Raw genomic sequence first — 15,449 nt, 5'->3', positions numbered from 1 at the left:
TCTATACAACCTATGACAAGTGGTGAGTCGAATGCAGCAATTCTTCCCTGATGATGTTATCTGGCGCAATGTTCGTCTGGCGACTATGGATCCTGAACGTGGTACCCCATATGGGCTGGTGGATGGTCACGCGCTGATCGTCCGCCAGGGCAAGATTCGCGATATCGTCCCGGAATCATCGTTATATCTCACACATGACAATACTTTTGATATGCAGGGCCGGCTGATTACGCCTGGCCTGATTGATTGCCATACGCATCTCGTCTTTGGCGGAAACCGCGCAGGTGAATGGGAGCAGCGGCTAAATGGTGTCTCCTACCAGCAGATAAGCGCTCAGGGTGGGGGGATCAATGCCACCGTATCGGCGACCCGCAGCGCCACGGATGAACAACTCTTACACGTAGCCCATCAGCGGATGGAACAGCTGATCAAAGAAGGTGTTACGCTGTTGGAAATAAAATCCGGCTACGGCCTGGATTTGCCGACTGAAGAGAAAATATTGCGCGTGGTGGCAGCGCTGGCGGCAGAGAATATCGTTGAAATCAGCTCGACGCTATTGGCTGCGCATGCGACGCCAACGGAATTCAGGGATGATCCTGACGGCTATATTACGCTGGTGTGCGAGACCATTTTGCCGCAGCTGTGGGAACAAGGGCTGTTTGAGACCGTTGATCTGTTCTGTGAAAGCGTTGGTTTTTCGTTGGCGCAGAGTGAGCGGGTGTTTCAGGCTGCGCAGGCGCTGGGCATCCCGATTAAAGGCCATGTCGAACAACTGTCATTGCTTGGCGGCGCACAGTTGGTAAGCCGCTACCACGGGCTATCCGCCGATCATATTGAATACCTCGATGAAGCGGGCGTGGCGGCAATGAGCCAAAGCGGTACGGTCGGCGTGCTGCTGCCCGGCGCATTCTATTTCCTCAAAGAGCAGCAGCGCCCACCGGTAGCGTTGCTGCGTCAATATCAGGTACCGATGGCGGTAGCGACAGATTTTAACCCCGGTACCAGCCCGTTTATCAGCCTGCACTGGGCGATGAATATGGCCTGCGTTCAGTTTGGCTTAACGCCGGAAGAAGCATGGGCGGGCGTAACCCGTCATGCGGCCCGGGCGCTGGGGCGTCACGCCACCCACGGTCAATTGAAGGCCGGGTTTGTGGCCGATTTTGTGGTGTGGGATGCCACACTTCCTGTTGAGATCCTGTATGAACCCGGGCGCAACCCGCTCTACCAACGCGTATTCAAAGGACAAATAGCATGACTCACTGGCAACCTGCTTCACCTGCGCTATGGCAGGGACGTGATGACCGGGCCGAATCGCCGAATGCGCTGCGCCTGTTTCAGACTATCACCCAGAGCCCGACGTTTAGCCCAGAAATGTATCGCGAGCAGATAGCGTTGCTCGGGTTTGCTTGCGACGAAGGTGTTAAACGTAATCAGGGGCGCACGGGAGCTGCCGGAGCGCCCGATTTGCTGCGCAAGGCGCTGGCGAATTTAGCCAGCCACGATGGGCATCATCGACTGGTGGATCTGGGCAATATTGTGGCGCAGGCCCCCGATCTTGAGGGCGCGCAGCAGGCGCTACGCAATGCAGTACAGCGTTGCCAGCAGGAAAATATGCGCACCTTTGTTTTGGGTGGCGGACACGAAACTGCATATGCCCATGGTGCAGGTGTGCTGGACGCGTTCCCGCAGGCGAAAGTGGGGATAGTCAACTTCGATGCGCATCTCGATTTGCGCCATGCCGGGCAGGCTACATCCGGTACGCCGTTTCGCCAGTTGGCGCAGCTTTGCGATGAACAACAGCGTGAATTTCACTATGCCTGTATCGGCGTCAGCCGGGCGGCAAACACCCAGGCGCTTTGGGATGAGGCCCAGCGGCTCGGTGTGACCGTAGTGGAGGATCTGCATTGTGGTACGGCGCAGGCGCAGCTAGCGCAGTTCATTGCCAATCTGGATGTCATCTATCTGACAATTGACCTCGACGTGCTGCCGGTGTGGGAAATGCCCGGTGTGTCGGCCCCCGCCGCGCTTGGCGTACCGTTGGCGACGCTGCTGAGACTGATTGAGCCTCTGTGTCGTAGCGGTAAACTACAGGCGGTGGATATGGTTGAATTTAATCCACGCTTTGACGATGATGGCAGGGCGGCGCGGGTTGCGGCGCGATTAGGCTGGCAAATCGCCCACTGGTGGCACTGACATACCTGATGGCGTTGCGCTTATCAGGTTCGGGTAATGCCTGTAAACTGTACCCACTCACATTTTCAGCTTAAGGAAGGCTCACGCATGCTCCCATCCCGTTCTGCTCCGGCTCCTTTTTACGAAAAGGTCAAACAGGAGATCAGCGAAAAAATTGCCAGCGGTATCTGGCAGCCTCACGATCGCATTCCGTCTGAGGCAGAGCTGGTGGCGCAGTATGGTTTTAGCCGCATGACCATCAACCGGGCGCTGCGTGAGTTAACGGATGAAGGTTTACTGGTGCGTTTGCAGGGCGTGGGGACGTTTGTCGCCGAGCCAAAAGGTCAGTCCGCGCTATTTGAAATTCGCAGCATCGCGGATGAAATCAACGCCCGTCAGCATCAGCACCGGTGCGAAGTGCTGACGCTGGAAAGAACCCGGGCAAACGCGCAGCAGGCTTTGGTATTAAACGTCAAAGAAGGCACCTCTATTTTTCACTCTGTCATGGTGCACTACGAGAACGATCTGCCGGTACAGATTGAAGATCGCTGCGTGAATGCCGAAATTGTGCCCGAGTATCTGGCGCAGGATTACAGCCAGACTACGCCGCACGCTTACCTGTCGCTGATAGCCCCCTTGACCGAAGGTGAGCATATTGTTGAAGCGGTACGTGCCAGCGCCGAAGAATGCGCGCTGCTGAACATCAAAGAACACGATCCCTGCCTGCTGATCCGCCGCAAGACCTGGTCCGCGTCATCCATTGTCTCTCATGCCCGTTTGCTGTTCCCTGGTTCCCGCTATCGACTGCAAGGGCGGTTTATGTCCTGATACAGGAGATGAAAACCGTGATTGCTGACGCAATATAATAAAAATGTATCTTAATTGTTAAAATCATCCTTGCGGTGACTTGTATAGACAAGTATATGTTACTTATCTATTCGACGTTCGCGAGGAGTTTTCTGTCATGTCCCATAGCAAATATCGTCAGCAGGATATTCGTGCCCCACGCGGCACCACCTTAACGGCCAAAAGCTGGCTGACCGAAGCGCCGCTGCGCATGTTAATGAATAATCTGGATCCCGATGTGGCGGAAAATCCGCATGAGCTGGTGGTTTACGGCGGGATTGGCCGCGCCGCACGGGACTGGGAATGCTATGACGCCATCGTCAACGCGCTGACCAAACTGGAGACCGATGAGACGCTGCTGGTCCAGTCCGGAAAACCGGTAGGCGTATTCAAAACTCACGACAACGCACCGCGCGTGCTGATTGCCAACTCCAACCTGGTGCCACATTGGGCTACCTGGGAACACTTCAACGAACTGGACGCCAAAGGGCTGGCGATGTACGGCCAGATGACCGCCGGGAGCTGGATCTACATCGGCAGCCAGGGCATCGTGCAGGGGACTTATGAAACCTTCGTTGAGGCCGGGCGTCAGCATTATCAGGGTAACCTGAGCGGGCGCTGGGTACTGACCGCCGGACTGGGCGGTATGGGCGGGGCGCAGCCGTTAGCCGCTACGCTTGCGGGGGCATGTTCGCTGAACATTGAATGCCAGCAAAGCCGAATCGATTTCCGTCTGCGTACCCGTTACGTGGACGAGCAGGCGACATCGCTTGACGATGCGCTGGCGCGTATCGACAAATACACTCGCGAGGGTAAAGCGGTCTCCATTGCGCTGTGTGCGAACGCCGCCAACGTTGTGCCGGAACTGGTGAAGCGCGGTGTGCGCCCGGATATGGTCACCGACCAGACCAGCGCCCACGATCCGCTGCATGGTTATCTGCCGTCTGGCTGGAGCTGGGAAGAGTATCAGGCAAAAGCGGTGTCCGATCCGCAAGGCACGGTGCAGGCGGCGAAACGTTCAATGGCAACGCACGTTGAGGCGATGCTGGCGTTTAGCAAAATGGGCGTGCCAACGTTTGATTACGGCAACAACATTCGCCAGATGGCCAAAGAGATGGGCGTGGAAAATGCCTTTGATTTCCCCGGCTTCGTACCTGCTTATATTCGACCGTTGTTCTGTCGCGGCATTGGCCCGTTCCGTTGGGTGGCGCTTTCCGGCGATCCGCAGGATATTTATAAAACAGATGCCAAAGTGAAAGAGATCGTGGCTGATGATAAGCACCTTCATCACTGGCTGGATATGGCGCGTGAGCGGATTAATTTCCAGGGTTTACCGGCGCGTATCTGCTGGGTCGGCCTGGAGTGGCGTCAGAAACTGGGGCTGGCGTTTAATGAAATGGTGCGCAGCGGTGAAGTATCCGCGCCGATTGTTATTGGCCGTGACCATCTGGACTCCGGTTCTGTTGCCAGCCCGAACCGCGAAACTGAAGCTATGCGTGACGGCTCAGACGCCGTATCCGACTGGCCGCTGCTGAACGCGCTGCTTAACACCGCCAGCGGCGCGACCTGGGTGTCGCTGCATCACGGTGGCGGGGTCGGTATGGGCTTCTCTCAGCATGCCGGGATGGTGATTGTTTGCGATGGCACCGATGAAGCCGCGGCGCGTATCGCCCGGGTCTTACATAACGATCCGGCGACCGGGGTGATGCGTCACGCCGACGCCGGATATGACATTGCGGTGGAATGCGCCGTCGAAGAAGGGCTAAATTTGCCGATGGTTACCGCGACGCAGGAGAAACGCTGATATGAACACCATGACACTCACGCCGGGCCATCTGAGTTTTATCCAGCTACGTGAAATCTGGCAGCAGCCGGTCAAACTGAGTCTGGATGCCGGGGCGATCGATGCTATTAACGCCAGCGTCGCCTGCGTCAATAATATTGTCGCTGAAGGCCGTACGGCGTATGGCATTAATACCGGCTTTGGCCTGCTGGCCCAGACCCGTATCGCCACGGAAGATTTGCAGAATTTGCAGCGTTCGCTGGTGCTTTCCCATGCGGCAGGTGTCGGCGAGGCGCTGGACGACGCGATGGTGCGTCTGATTATGGTGCTGAAAATCAACAGCCTGGCGCGCGGTTTTTCCGGTATTCGCCTGAGCGTGATTGAAGCGCTGATTGCGCTGGTGAATGCCGAGGTGTATCCGCTGATCCCGGCGAAAGGCTCCGTGGGGGCATCGGGTGACCTGGCGCCACTGGCGCATATGTCTTTGACGCTGTTGGGAGAAGGGAAGGCGCGCTGGCAGGGTGAATTGCTCCCGGCGACCGAAGCGCTGAAAAAGGCCGGGCTGGAGCCGATAACGCTGGAGGCAAAAGAAGGGCTGGCGTTGCTCAACGGCACCCAGGCTTCGACGGCCTTTGCGCTGCGTGGGCTAATTGAAGCTCAGGAACTGTTTGCGTCTGCAACGGTGTGCGGGGCGCTGACCACCGAAGCCGTGCTGGGTTCCCGTCGTCCGTTTGACGCCCGTATTCACGCCGCGCGAGGGCAGCGTGGGCAGATTGATGCCGCAACGCTGTATCGTCACGTATTGACCGACACCAGCTCGCTTTCGCAGTCGCATCATAACTGTGAGAAAGTGCAGGATCCGTATTCTCTGCGCTGTCAGCCACAGGTGATGGGGGCATGTCTGACGCAAATGCGCCAGGTGATGGATGTTCTGCTGGTGGAAGCCAATGCGGTTTCCGACAACCCGCTGGTATTTGCCGAAGAGGGGGATGTCATATCTGGCGGCAACTTCCATGCTGAACCGGTGGCGATGGCGGCAGATAATCTGGCGCTGGCGATTGCGGAAATCGGCTCGTTATCGGAGCGACGCATTGCGTTAATGATGGATAAACACATGTCGCAACTGCCGCCGTTTTTGGTGAAAAACGGTGGGGTGAACTCCGGCTTTATGATTGCTCAAGTCACGGCTGCCGCGCTGGCGAGTGAGAACAAAGCGCTGGCGCATCCGCATAGCGTAGACAGTTTACCGACGTCCGCCAACCAGGAAGATCACGTATCTATGGCTCCGGCGGCGGGGCGCAGACTGTGGGAGATGGCAGCAAATACGCGCGGCGTGATTGCCGTAGAGTGGCTGGCGGCGTGTCAGGGGATTGACCTGCGTGAAGGGTTAACCTCAAGCCCGCTGCTGGAGCAGGCGCGCCAGGCTTTACGCGAGCAGGTTGCTCATTACACGCAGGATCGCTTTTTCGCCCCGGATATCGAGTGCGCGACCGAACTGTTAGCGCAAGGAACGTTGCTGAAATTGCTGCCTGAATTTCTGTAGAAAATTGCCTGATGGCGACGCTGACGCGTCTTATCAGGCTTACGGTCTGCTTTGTACGCCGGATGAGGCTAAGCCGACATCCGGCATAACAGAACTTAGCTAAATATTGCGGTAATAGAAGCGCTGGCGAGCGAGTGGAAATGGACGTTAAATCCAACCATCGCGCCGCTGGCGTCCTCATCGACATCAATACGCTCCACATCCAGTGCGTGAACCGTAAAGATATAGCGGTGGTTTTCCCCCTTCGGCGGCGCAGCGCCACCATAACCGGCTTTACCAAAATCCGTGCGTGTTTGCAGCACGCCTTCCGGCAACGCAACCAGCCCCGAGCCGTAACCTTGTGGTAAAACCCGGGTATCTGCAGGCAGGTTAACCACCACCCAGTGCCACCAGCCGGAGCCGGTTGGCGCATCAGGATCGTAACAGGTCACGACAAAGCTTTTAGTCCCGGCGGGCACATCATCCCATGCCAGGTGCGGGGAAATATTATCCCCGTCATATCCCATGCCGTTAAAGACGTGGCGATGAGGAAGCTTTTCGCCATCGCGCAGATCGTTACTGATTAGTTTCATGCTGACTCCTCTCGTTAGCCAAAAAGTGTAGCCAGAAACCGTAGAGCTTACCGCTGATTAATCGCTAAAAAATGTTGCATTGCGCACAGCCTCGTTGACGGCCTGGGTCAGACGACGCAGTTGTTCGGGCTTGATGATGTACGGCGGCATCAGATAAATGAGCTTACCAAACGGTCTTACCCACACGCCCTGTTCGACAAAGAACTTCTGTAACGCGGCCATATTCACCGGATGCGTGGTTTCTATCACGCCGATGGCACCAAGCACGCGCACGTCGGCGACCCAACGGGAATCTGCCGCCGGGGCGAGTTCTTCACGCAACTGCGCTTCAATGGCCGCGACCTGCGAGCGCCATTCGCCGGTTTCGAGCAGCGACAGGCTGGCAGAGGCGACGGCGCAGGCCAGTGGATTACCCATGAAAGTCGGGCCGTGCATAAAACATCCGGCTTCACCGTTACTGATGGTTTCCGCAACCAGGCGCGCGGTCAGGGTGGCGGAAAGGGTCATCGTTCCGCCGGTTAACGCTTTGCCAAGGCACAAAATGTCCGGAGTGATATCGGCATGCTCACAGGCAAACAGCTTGCCCGTGCGACCAAATCCGGTGGCGATTTCATCGGCAATCAGCAAAATGCCTTCCCGGTCACACATCTTACGGATGCGCTTTAACCATTCGGGGTGATACATGCGCATGCCGCCAGCGCCCTGCACAATCGGCTCAAGGATCACTGCCGCAATTTCGTGGCGATGTGCGGCCATCAGACGGGCAAAAGGCACCATATCCAGTTCGTCCCATTCGCCGCCCATCCGGCTTTGCGGAGCGGGCGCAAACAGGTTATCAGGCAGATAACCCTTCCACAGACTGTGCATCGAGTTGTCGGGATCGCAGACCGACATCGCGCCGAAAGTATCGCCGTGATAACCGTTACGAAATGTCAGGAAACGCTGACGGGATTCACCTTTGGCCTGCCAGTATTGCAGCGCCATTTTCATCGCGACTTCCACGGCGACCGAACCAGAATCCGCGAGAAAAACGCACTCCAGCGCCTCGGGCGTCATCGCCACCAACTGGCGACACAGCGCAATAGCCGGGGCATGGGTAATGCCGCCAAACATCACGTGCGACATGGCATCAATCTGCGTTTTCATCGCGGCATTCAGCTGCGGGTGATTGTAACCGTGGATCGCCGCCCACCAGGATGACATGCCGTCAATCAGCTTCTCACCGCTGGCTAATATCAGTTCACAACCTTCGGCACGCGTCACCGGATAAACCGGTAGCGGGGAGGTCATGGAGGTGTAAGGGTGCCAGATATGGCGTTGGTCAAACGCAAGATCGTCCGTTGTCATAATCGACTTGTAAACCAAATTAAAAAGATTTAGGTTTACGAGTCTACACCAAACTAACAACGAAACGTATACCAATATGGCTCATTCTTCTCGCTGGACAATGTCGCAAGTCACCGAATTATTTGAAAAACCGCTGCTGGATCTGTTGTTTGAAGCGCAGCAGGTTCATCGTCAGCATTTCGATCCGCGGCAGGTACAAGTTAGTACGCTGCTGTCGATTAAGACCGGTGCTTGCCCGGAAGACTGCAAATACTGCCCGCAAAGTTCCCGCTATAAAACCGGACTGGAAACGGAACGTTTGATGGAAGTTGAACAGGTTCTGGACTCTGCCCGTAAGGCGAAACAAGCCGGTTCAACGCGGTTTTGCATGGGCGCGGCGTGGAAGAACCCTCACGAACGCGATATGCCGTACCTGGAACAAATGGTTCAGGGCGTGAAAGAACTGGGGCTGGAAGCCTGTATGACGCTGGGCACGCTGGACGAATCTCAGGCCCAGCGCCTGGCCAATGCGGGTCTGGACTACTACAACCACAACCTCGACACCTCGCCGGAATTTTACGGCAATATCATTACCACCCGTTCGTATCAGGAGCGCCTGGATACGCTGGATAAAGTGCGTGAGGCGGGCATTAAAGTTTGCTCCGGCGGGATTGTGGGGCTGGGTGAAACGGTGACCGACCGCGCGGGTCTGCTGCTGCAATTAGCGAATCTGCCGACGCCACCGGAAAGCGTGCCGATCAACATGCTGGTGAAAGTGAAGGGCACGCCGCTTGCCGATAACGACGACGTGGATGCTTTTGATTTTATTCGTACTATCGCCGTCGCGCGTATCATGATGCCGACCTCATACGTACGTCTTTCTGCCGGGCGCGAGCAGATGAACGAACAAACCCAGGCAATGTGCTTTATGGCCGGGGCCAACTCGATTTTCTACGGCTGCAAACTGCTGACCACGCCGAACCCGAACGAAGATAAAGATTTATTGTTGTTCCGAAAGCTGGGTCTTAACCCCCAGCAAACGGCGGTACTGGCGGGTGATAACGAACAGCAACAACGTCTGGAGCAGGCGCTGCGTACCCCGGATACCGACGATTACTACAACGCGGCAACCGTATGACCTGGCAGCAAAAAATCGACGATGCGCTAACGGCGCGTCGTCGTGCTGATGCGTGGCGTCGGCGCTATGCAGTGACACAGGGTGCTGGTCGCTGGTTACAGGCTGGCGGTCGTCAGTATCTGAATTTCTCCAGCAACGACTATCTCGGCTTAAGCCACCATCCGCAAATTATCTGCGCGTGGCAGCAGGGTGCTGAGCGTTTTGGCGTCGGCAGTGGCGGCTCGGGCCATGTCAGCGGTTATTCCGTTGCGCATCAGGCGCTGGAAGAAGAGCTGGCGCAGTGGCTCGGCTATTCCCGGGCGCTGTTGTTCATCTCCGGTTTTGCCGCTAATCAGGCAGTGATAGCCGCATTGATGGAAAAAGACGATCGCATTGTCGCCGACAGGCTTAGCCATGCCTCGCTGTTGGAGGCCGCCAGCCTTAGCCCTGCTGTTTTACGTCGCTTTACCCATAACGATCCGCAACATCTGGAGCGTCTGCTGACTTCCCCCTGTCCGGGGCAGCAGCTGGTGGTCACTGAAGGCGTATTCAGCATGGATGGCGATAGTGCGCCGCTGGCAAAAATCCACGCGGTGGCGAAACGGCAGGGCGCGTGGCTGCTGGTGGATGATGCGCATGGGATTGGCGTAAGCGGTGAGGAAGGGCGCGGTTCGTGCTCTCGACAGCAGGTGAAACCTGAGCTGCTCGTAGTGACGTTTGGCAAAGGGTTTGGCGTCAGCGGTGCGGCGATCCTGTGTTCTGATAGCGTGGCCGACTATCTGCTGCAGTTTGCCCGCCATCTGATCTACAGCACCAGTATGCCTCCGGCGCAGGCGCAGGCTTTACGCGCCGCGCTGGCGGTGATCCGCAGCCGTGAAGGCGATGAACGCCGGGAAAAGTTAGCGATGCTGATCCAGCGTTTTCGCGCTGGGGTGAATACTACGGATTTGACGCTGGCGCATTCAGACAGCGCTATTCAACCGCTGATCGTTGGCGACAATCATAAAGCCCTGCAACTGGCACAGACATTACGGCAACAGGGATGCTGGGTGACGGCGATTCGCCCACCAACGGTGCCCATTGGTACGGCCAGATTACGGCTGACGCTGACCCAGGCGCATGAGGTGCAGGATATCGATCGTCTACTGGAGGTGTTGCATGGCGCAGGTCAATAAACAGGCGATTGCCGCCGCGTTTGGCCGCGCTGCCACCCACTATGAGCAACACGCAGAGCTACAGCGTCAGAGCGCCGATGCGTTACTGGCACAACTCGATGGCCGGGCGTTCTCACGGGTTTTGGACGCGGGCTGTGGGCCTGGGCGTATGAGTCGCTACTGGAGGGAGCAGGGGAGTGAGGTCTGTGCGTTGGATCTTTCGGCGCAAATGCTGGCTGAAGCGCAGCGTCACGATGTTGCCCATCACTATCTGCTGGCGGATATCGAAGCCATTCCGCAGGCCGCTGCCACTTTCGACCTGGCCTGGAGCAATCTGGCCGTGCAGTGGTGCAGCGACCTACGCGGTGCGTTAAGCGAGCTATACCGGGTGGTGCGTCCTGGCGGAACGGTGGCGTTTAGTACCCTGGCGCAAGGTTCGATGCCGGAACTTCGTCAGGCGTGGCGAACAGTTGATGACCGGGAGCATGCCAACCGTTTTTTGCCCGTGGAGCAACTGGAAAACGCGCTGTGCGGCTGGGACGTTGAATACCAGTCTCATGCCGTCACGCTGTGGTTTGACGATGCGCTGAGCGCCATGCGCTCGTTGAAGGGTATTGGTGCGACGCATTTGCATGATGGACGCGAGCAGCGTGTGCTGACCCGCTCGCAACTGCGTCAGCTACAGCTCGCCTGGCCCTGTCAGCAGGGGAAATATCCGCTGACCTATCATCTTTTTTTGGGAGTGATTCAACGTGACTAACACGTATTTTGTCACCGGGACGGACACTGAAGTAGGTAAAACTATCGCCAGTTGTGCGTTGCTTCAGGCGGCGGGACAGTTGGGATTGCGAACCGTCGGCTATAAGCCGGTGGCGTCAGGCAGTGAAATGACGGATGAAGGTCTGCGAAACAGTGATGCGCTGGCGCTACAGCGCAACAGCGTTGTAGCCGTGGATTATGCAGCCATCAATCCGTATACCTTCGCGGAACCTACCTCACCGCATATCATCAGTGCTGACGAAGGGCGCCCCATTCAGGCCTCCGTGATGTCTGCGGGTTTACGCTTGCTTGAAGAACAGGCTGACTGGGTATTGGTGGAAGGTGCAGGCGGATGGTTTACGCCGCTTTCGCCTACGTTGAGTTTTTCTGACTGGGTAAAAGCGGAACAACTGCCGGTGATTCTGGTGGTTGGCGTTAAGCTCGGTTGTATCAATCATGCCATTTTGACCGCTCAGGCGGTGCAGCAGGCCGGGCTGACGCTCGCCGGATGGGTTGCCAATGATGTGACGCCACCCGGCAAGCGTCATGCTGAATATATGGCGACGCTAAAGCGTGCGCTTGCGGCTCCGCTGCTGGGGGAAATTCCTTGGCTGGCAGAAGAGCCGGAGCAAGCATCGACAGGTCGTTATATCGATCTTAGCGTTTTGTCTCTGGCATCCACCAGTCGTTGATTAGCGGGTCGCTGAATTGTGTTATTTGCCCTTGAGCCACGTTGCGGCCACGATGTAACAAGCAATAGCAGTCGGCGACCCGACGAATGAACGGCAGGCTCTGCTCCGCGAGCATAATGGTGATGCCAAGCTCCTGACTTAGCCTCACAATCAGATTCCCCAGTTTGTGGATATACGCCTGGCCTGTTCCTCGTGTGGGCTCATCGAGGATCAGCAGACGCGGGCGAGTGACCAACGCACTGGCGAGTGCAAGCTGGTGCTGATTTTCCTCCGACAATGCCACCCCTTTGGCCTGACGCAGTACAAACAGCTGTGGAAACAGGCGGTAAATATCGCTGCTGTTCATTGCTTCGCTTTCCTCAACCGCCTGGCGCGCAATGTGCAGATTTTCCTCTACCGTCAGTTGCGAAAAAATTCGCCGCTCCTGTGATACACAGTTAATACCTAGTGCAATGCGCTTTGCCGCCGGAATCTGAAGCAGATCGCAAGGTGGTGCGCCAGCCTGATGCCAGAACATAGTTCCGCTCTCAATCGGTAAATTGCCGATGATGCAATTGGCAAGCGTAGTCTTTCCCATCCCTGGAAGACCCAGCACGGCGGTACATTTACCGGGCAACAGGTCGAGATCGACATCCCAAAGCGAGTGTTGATTACCGTAATAGTGATTCACTGCACGAAGACTCAACATAGATTTCTCCCTCATGATGATATCCGCCTCGCGGAATGGTGGTCGGGAGAAAACTGCAAATCTCTTGCCAGAAGCGGAATTGGGGAAAAATACAGCAGGATGGCGTGCAGCGCTGGCGCTAAATTCTTACTGACCGCATTCCTGACGTTCTTTTGTGCACATTGGCAGTGCCTGGTGGTGTCGTGATGGTGCAGGCAGGAAAATGATGAAAATGCGAGCAAGATCTCGGCCATCCGAGGTCGCTTCGTTAGCTGATAAATATCAAAAAATAGCGATAATTTTTTTTTATCCCACCAGAAAAGACCATCAGGACGTTTTTGCCAGGCTACAGTCCATACGGGCTGGAGGCAGTTATCCACTATTCCTGTGGATAACCTTGTGTATTAGGGTTAGAAAACACAATGTAAGCGAGAGAAGACGCGGCCTGCGACTAAATTGATGCGAAAGACGGCTCGAGATAATAATCATTAAATTACAGGATGTTAGATAAATGCAATGGCTGTCGCAGAAGTGTCATGCGTTGCCACAAAACTTTCATCGAGTAGCTTGACAAATGTTAAAAAAGTCATTGGTTTGGGGATAACACATTTTTGCTGGTGTTTTATCTTGCCTGCGGACAAATTTTAGCCTGTAGTCACGGCCATTTTGCTGGGGTAACAGAAATATTCTGGCGCGTTACTGTTTTTTCATCCAGTATATTTTACTGGCAAAATATACGGCTGCGAGTAAAATTACACACCTGCCCGCCCATTGCTTCAGGTAGCTGCTCATGAGTAAACCGTTCAAACTAAATTCCGCTTTTAAACCCTCTGGCGATCAGCCTGAGGCGATTCGTCGCCTGGAAGAAGGTCTGGAGGATGGTCTGGCGCATCAGACGCTACTGGGGGTGACGGGGTCGGGGAAAACATTCACCATCGCTAACGTGATTGCGGACTTGCAGCGTCCTACCATGGTGCTGGCCCCCAATAAGACACTTGCTGCTCAGCTGTACGGTGAGATGAAAGAGTTCTTCCCGGATAACGCGGTGGAGTATTTCGTCTCTTACTACGACTATTATCAGCCGGAAGCCTACGTACCCAGTTCTGACACCTTCATCGAGAAAGATGCTTCGGTCAACGAACATATTGAGCAGATGCGCCTGTCGGCAACCAAAGCGCTGCTGGAACGTCGCGATGTCGTTGTCGTGGCGTCGGTTTCGGCGATTTATGGTCTGGGTGACCCGGATCTGTACCTGAAAATGATGTTGCACCTGACGGTGGGGATGATTATCGACCAGCGTGCGATCCTGCGTCGTCTGGCGGAGCTGCAATATACCCGCAACGATCAGGCGTTCCAGCGCGGGACCTTCCGCGTACGTGGTGAAGTGATCGACATTTTCCCGGCAGAATCCGACGACATCGCGCTGCGCGTGGAACTGTTTGATGAAGAAGTCGAACGTTTGTCGCTGTTTGACCCACTTACCGGGCAGGTCGAATCGACTATATCGCGCTTCACCATCTATCCTAAAACGCACTACGTGACGCCGCGAGAACGTATTGTACAGGCGATGGAAGAAATTAAAGTTGAGCTGGCAGAGCGGCGTAAAGTCCTGTTGGCAAATAACAAACTGCTGGAAGAACAACGCTTAAGTCAGCGTACCCAGTTCGATTTGGAAATGATGAATGAGCTGGGTTACTGCTCGGGGATTGAAAACTACTCCCGCTATCTGTCCGGGCGCGGCCCTGGCGAGCCGCCGCCGACGCTGTTTGATTACCTGCCTGCCGATGGCCTGCTGGTGGTGGATGAATCCCACGTGACTATCCCGCAAATTGGCGGCATGTATCGCGGCGATCGGGCGCGTAAAGAAACCCTGGTCGAATACGGATTCCGTCTGCCGTCGGCGCTGGATAACCGTCCGCTCAAATTTGAAGAGTTCGAGGCGCTGGCTCCGCAAACTATCTACGTTTCGGCGACGCCGGGCAACTATGAGCTGGAGAAATCCGGTGATGAAGTGGTCGATCAGGTGGTACGACCGACCGGCCTGCTGGATCCGGTCATTGAGGTGCGTCCGGTGGCGACGCAGGTTGACGATCTGCTGTCGGAGATCCGCACCCGTGCGGCGATTAACGAACGTGTGCTGGTCACCACGCTGACCAAACGGATGGCAGAAGACCTCACAGAATACCTCGAAGAACATGGCGAGCGGGTGCGTTATCTGCACTCTGACATCGATACTGTGGAACGCATGGAAATCATTCGTGACCTGCGTCTGGGCGAGTTTAACGTGCTGGTGGGTATCAACCTGTTACGTGAAGGTCTGGACATGCCTGAGGTCTCCCTGGTGGCGATTCTGGACGCAGACAAAGAAGGGTTCCTGCGTTCTGAACGTTCGCTTATCCAGACCATCGGTCGTGCGGCGCGTAACATCAACGGTAAGGCTATTCTCTACGGCGATAAAATTACCGCCTCAATGGCTAAAGCGATTGGTGAAACCGAACGTCGTCGTGAGAAACAGCAACTCTACAACGAAGAGCACGGTATTACGCCGCAGGGCCTGAATAAGAAAGTGGTCGATATTCTGGCGCTGGGTCAGAATATTGCGAAGACCAAGGCGAAAGGCAAAGGGAAGTCACGTGCAGGCGCGAAGTCTGAAGTTGTTGAATTGGATATGACGCCAAAAGCGCTGCAGCAGAAGATTCACGAGCTGGAAGGGCAGATGATGCAGCATGCGCAGAATCTTGAATTTGAAGAGGCAGCGACGATCCGCGACCAGTTGCATCAACTGCGCGAGTTGTTTATCGCAGCATCGTAAGAGTGT

At 55.9% G+C, this 15,449-nt stretch carries 14 protein-coding genes; 10 read left to right on the top strand and 4 right to left on the bottom strand.

Features of this window, described 5'->3' with window-relative positions; translation table 11 throughout:
- Positions 1 to 31 precede the first annotated feature (31 nt).
- The 5 genes from hutI to hutH all read left to right on the top strand — a co-directional run bounded on the left by hutI (position 32) and on the right by hutH (position 6,344).
- The gene (gene hutI, locus SK33_RS15950) at positions 32 to 1,255 is read left to right on the top strand and encodes an imidazolonepropionase (RefSeq protein ID WP_048219276.1); all 1,224 of its coding nucleotides are present in this window, start codon (positions 32 to 34) and stop codon (positions 1,253 to 1,255) included.
- The gene (gene hutG / locus SK33_RS15945; protein WP_048219273.1) at positions 1,252 to 2,193 is read left to right on the top strand and encodes a formimidoylglutamase; all 942 of its coding nucleotides are present in this window, start codon (positions 1,252 to 1,254) and stop codon (positions 2,191 to 2,193) included. The genes hutI and hutG overlap by 4 nt, the downstream gene beginning before the upstream one ends.
- 87 nt (positions 2,194 to 2,280) lie before the next feature.
- Positions 2,281 to 3,000 (top strand): histidine utilization repressor, encoded by a 720-nt coding sequence (locus SK33_RS15940; RefSeq protein ID WP_003023059.1) that lies wholly within the window; start codon positions 2,281 to 2,283, stop codon positions 2,998 to 3,000.
- A gap of 136 nt (positions 3,001 to 3,136) precedes the next feature.
- The gene (gene hutU / locus SK33_RS15935) at positions 3,137 to 4,822 is read left to right on the top strand and encodes a urocanate hydratase (protein ID WP_048219270.1); all 1,686 of its coding nucleotides are present in this window, start codon (positions 3,137 to 3,139) and stop codon (positions 4,820 to 4,822) included.
- Position 4,823: 1 nt separating this feature from the next.
- The gene (hutH, locus tag SK33_RS15930; protein WP_048219267.1) at positions 4,824 to 6,344 is read left to right on the top strand and encodes a histidine ammonia-lyase; all 1,521 of its coding nucleotides are present in this window, start codon (positions 4,824 to 4,826) and stop codon (positions 6,342 to 6,344) included.
- Positions 6,345 to 6,439: 95 nt separating this feature from the next.
- On the opposite strand, the gene SK33_RS15925 is transcribed toward hutH, so the two are convergent.
- Together SK33_RS15925 and bioA are read right to left on the bottom strand one after the other, a co-directional pair.
- The gene (locus SK33_RS15925) at positions 6,440 to 6,916 is read right to left on the bottom strand and encodes a kinase inhibitor (RefSeq protein WP_003035168.1); all 477 of its coding nucleotides are present in this window, start codon (positions 6,914 to 6,916) and stop codon (positions 6,440 to 6,442) included.
- 57 nt (positions 6,917 to 6,973) lie between these two features.
- Complete coding sequence (bioA, locus tag SK33_RS15920) at positions 6,974 to 8,263, bottom strand: adenosylmethionine--8-amino-7-oxononanoate transaminase (protein WP_048219264.1); 1,290 nt, start codon at positions 8,261 to 8,263, stop codon at positions 6,974 to 6,976.
- Between the two features lie 76 nt (positions 8,264 to 8,339).
- On the opposite strand from bioA, the gene bioB reads away from it, so the two are divergent.
- From bioB to bioD, 4 genes are read left to right on the top strand one after another with little or no spacing between them, the layout of a single operon-like run.
- Positions 8,340 to 9,380: a biotin synthase BioB gene (gene bioB, locus SK33_RS15915; protein WP_003837062.1), complete on the top strand. Its 1,041-nt coding sequence runs from the start codon at positions 8,340 to 8,342 to the stop codon at positions 9,378 to 9,380.
- Positions 9,377 to 10,534 carry an 8-amino-7-oxononanoate synthase gene (bioF, locus tag SK33_RS15910; RefSeq protein ID WP_003035174.1) on the top strand — a complete coding sequence of 386 codons (1,158 nt, stop codon included), beginning with the start codon at positions 9,377 to 9,379 and terminating at the stop codon, positions 10,532 to 10,534. Before bioB ends, bioF begins: the two co-directional genes overlap by 4 nt.
- Entirely contained in the window at positions 10,518 to 11,273 is a 756-nt protein-coding gene (gene bioC / locus SK33_RS15905; RefSeq protein WP_003035177.1) for a malonyl-ACP O-methyltransferase BioC, read from the top strand. The genes bioF and bioC overlap by 17 nt, the downstream gene beginning before the upstream one ends.
- Positions 11,266 to 11,964 (top strand): dethiobiotin synthase, encoded by a 699-nt coding sequence (bioD, locus tag SK33_RS15900; RefSeq protein ID WP_048219262.1) that lies wholly within the window; start codon positions 11,266 to 11,268, stop codon positions 11,962 to 11,964. The genes bioC and bioD overlap by 8 nt, the downstream gene beginning before the upstream one ends.
- Here the strand turns inward: bioD and SK33_RS15895 are convergent.
- Together SK33_RS15895 and SK33_RS15890 are read right to left on the bottom strand one after the other, a co-directional pair.
- Complete coding sequence (locus SK33_RS15895) at positions 11,930 to 12,652, bottom strand: ABC transporter ATP-binding protein (RefSeq protein WP_003035181.1); 723 nt, start codon at positions 12,650 to 12,652, stop codon at positions 11,930 to 11,932. The genes bioD and SK33_RS15895 overlap by 35 nt on opposite strands.
- A gap of 11 nt (positions 12,653 to 12,663) precedes the next feature.
- A complete protein-coding gene (locus SK33_RS15890) occupies positions 12,664 to 13,011 on the bottom strand; it encodes a hypothetical protein (RefSeq protein ID WP_134215992.1) in 348 nt (115 codons plus the stop codon).
- Positions 13,012 to 13,421: 410 nt separating this feature from the next.
- Here SK33_RS15890 and uvrB point away from each other — a divergent pair, with 410 nt between their 5' ends.
- The gene (uvrB, locus tag SK33_RS15885; RefSeq protein WP_048219260.1) at positions 13,422 to 15,443 is read left to right on the top strand and encodes an excinuclease ABC subunit UvrB; all 2,022 of its coding nucleotides are present in this window, start codon (positions 13,422 to 13,424) and stop codon (positions 15,441 to 15,443) included.
- The last annotated feature ends 6 nt before the right edge of the window (positions 15,444 to 15,449 follow it).

Source organism: Citrobacter sp. MGH103, from assembly GCF_001034475.2.
GTDB classification, from domain to species: domain Bacteria; phylum Pseudomonadota; class Gammaproteobacteria; order Enterobacterales; family Enterobacteriaceae; genus Citrobacter; species Citrobacter freundii.
Note: the sequence above shows the minus strand (reverse complement) of the source record. Positions and strands in the feature narration are given on the sequence as shown.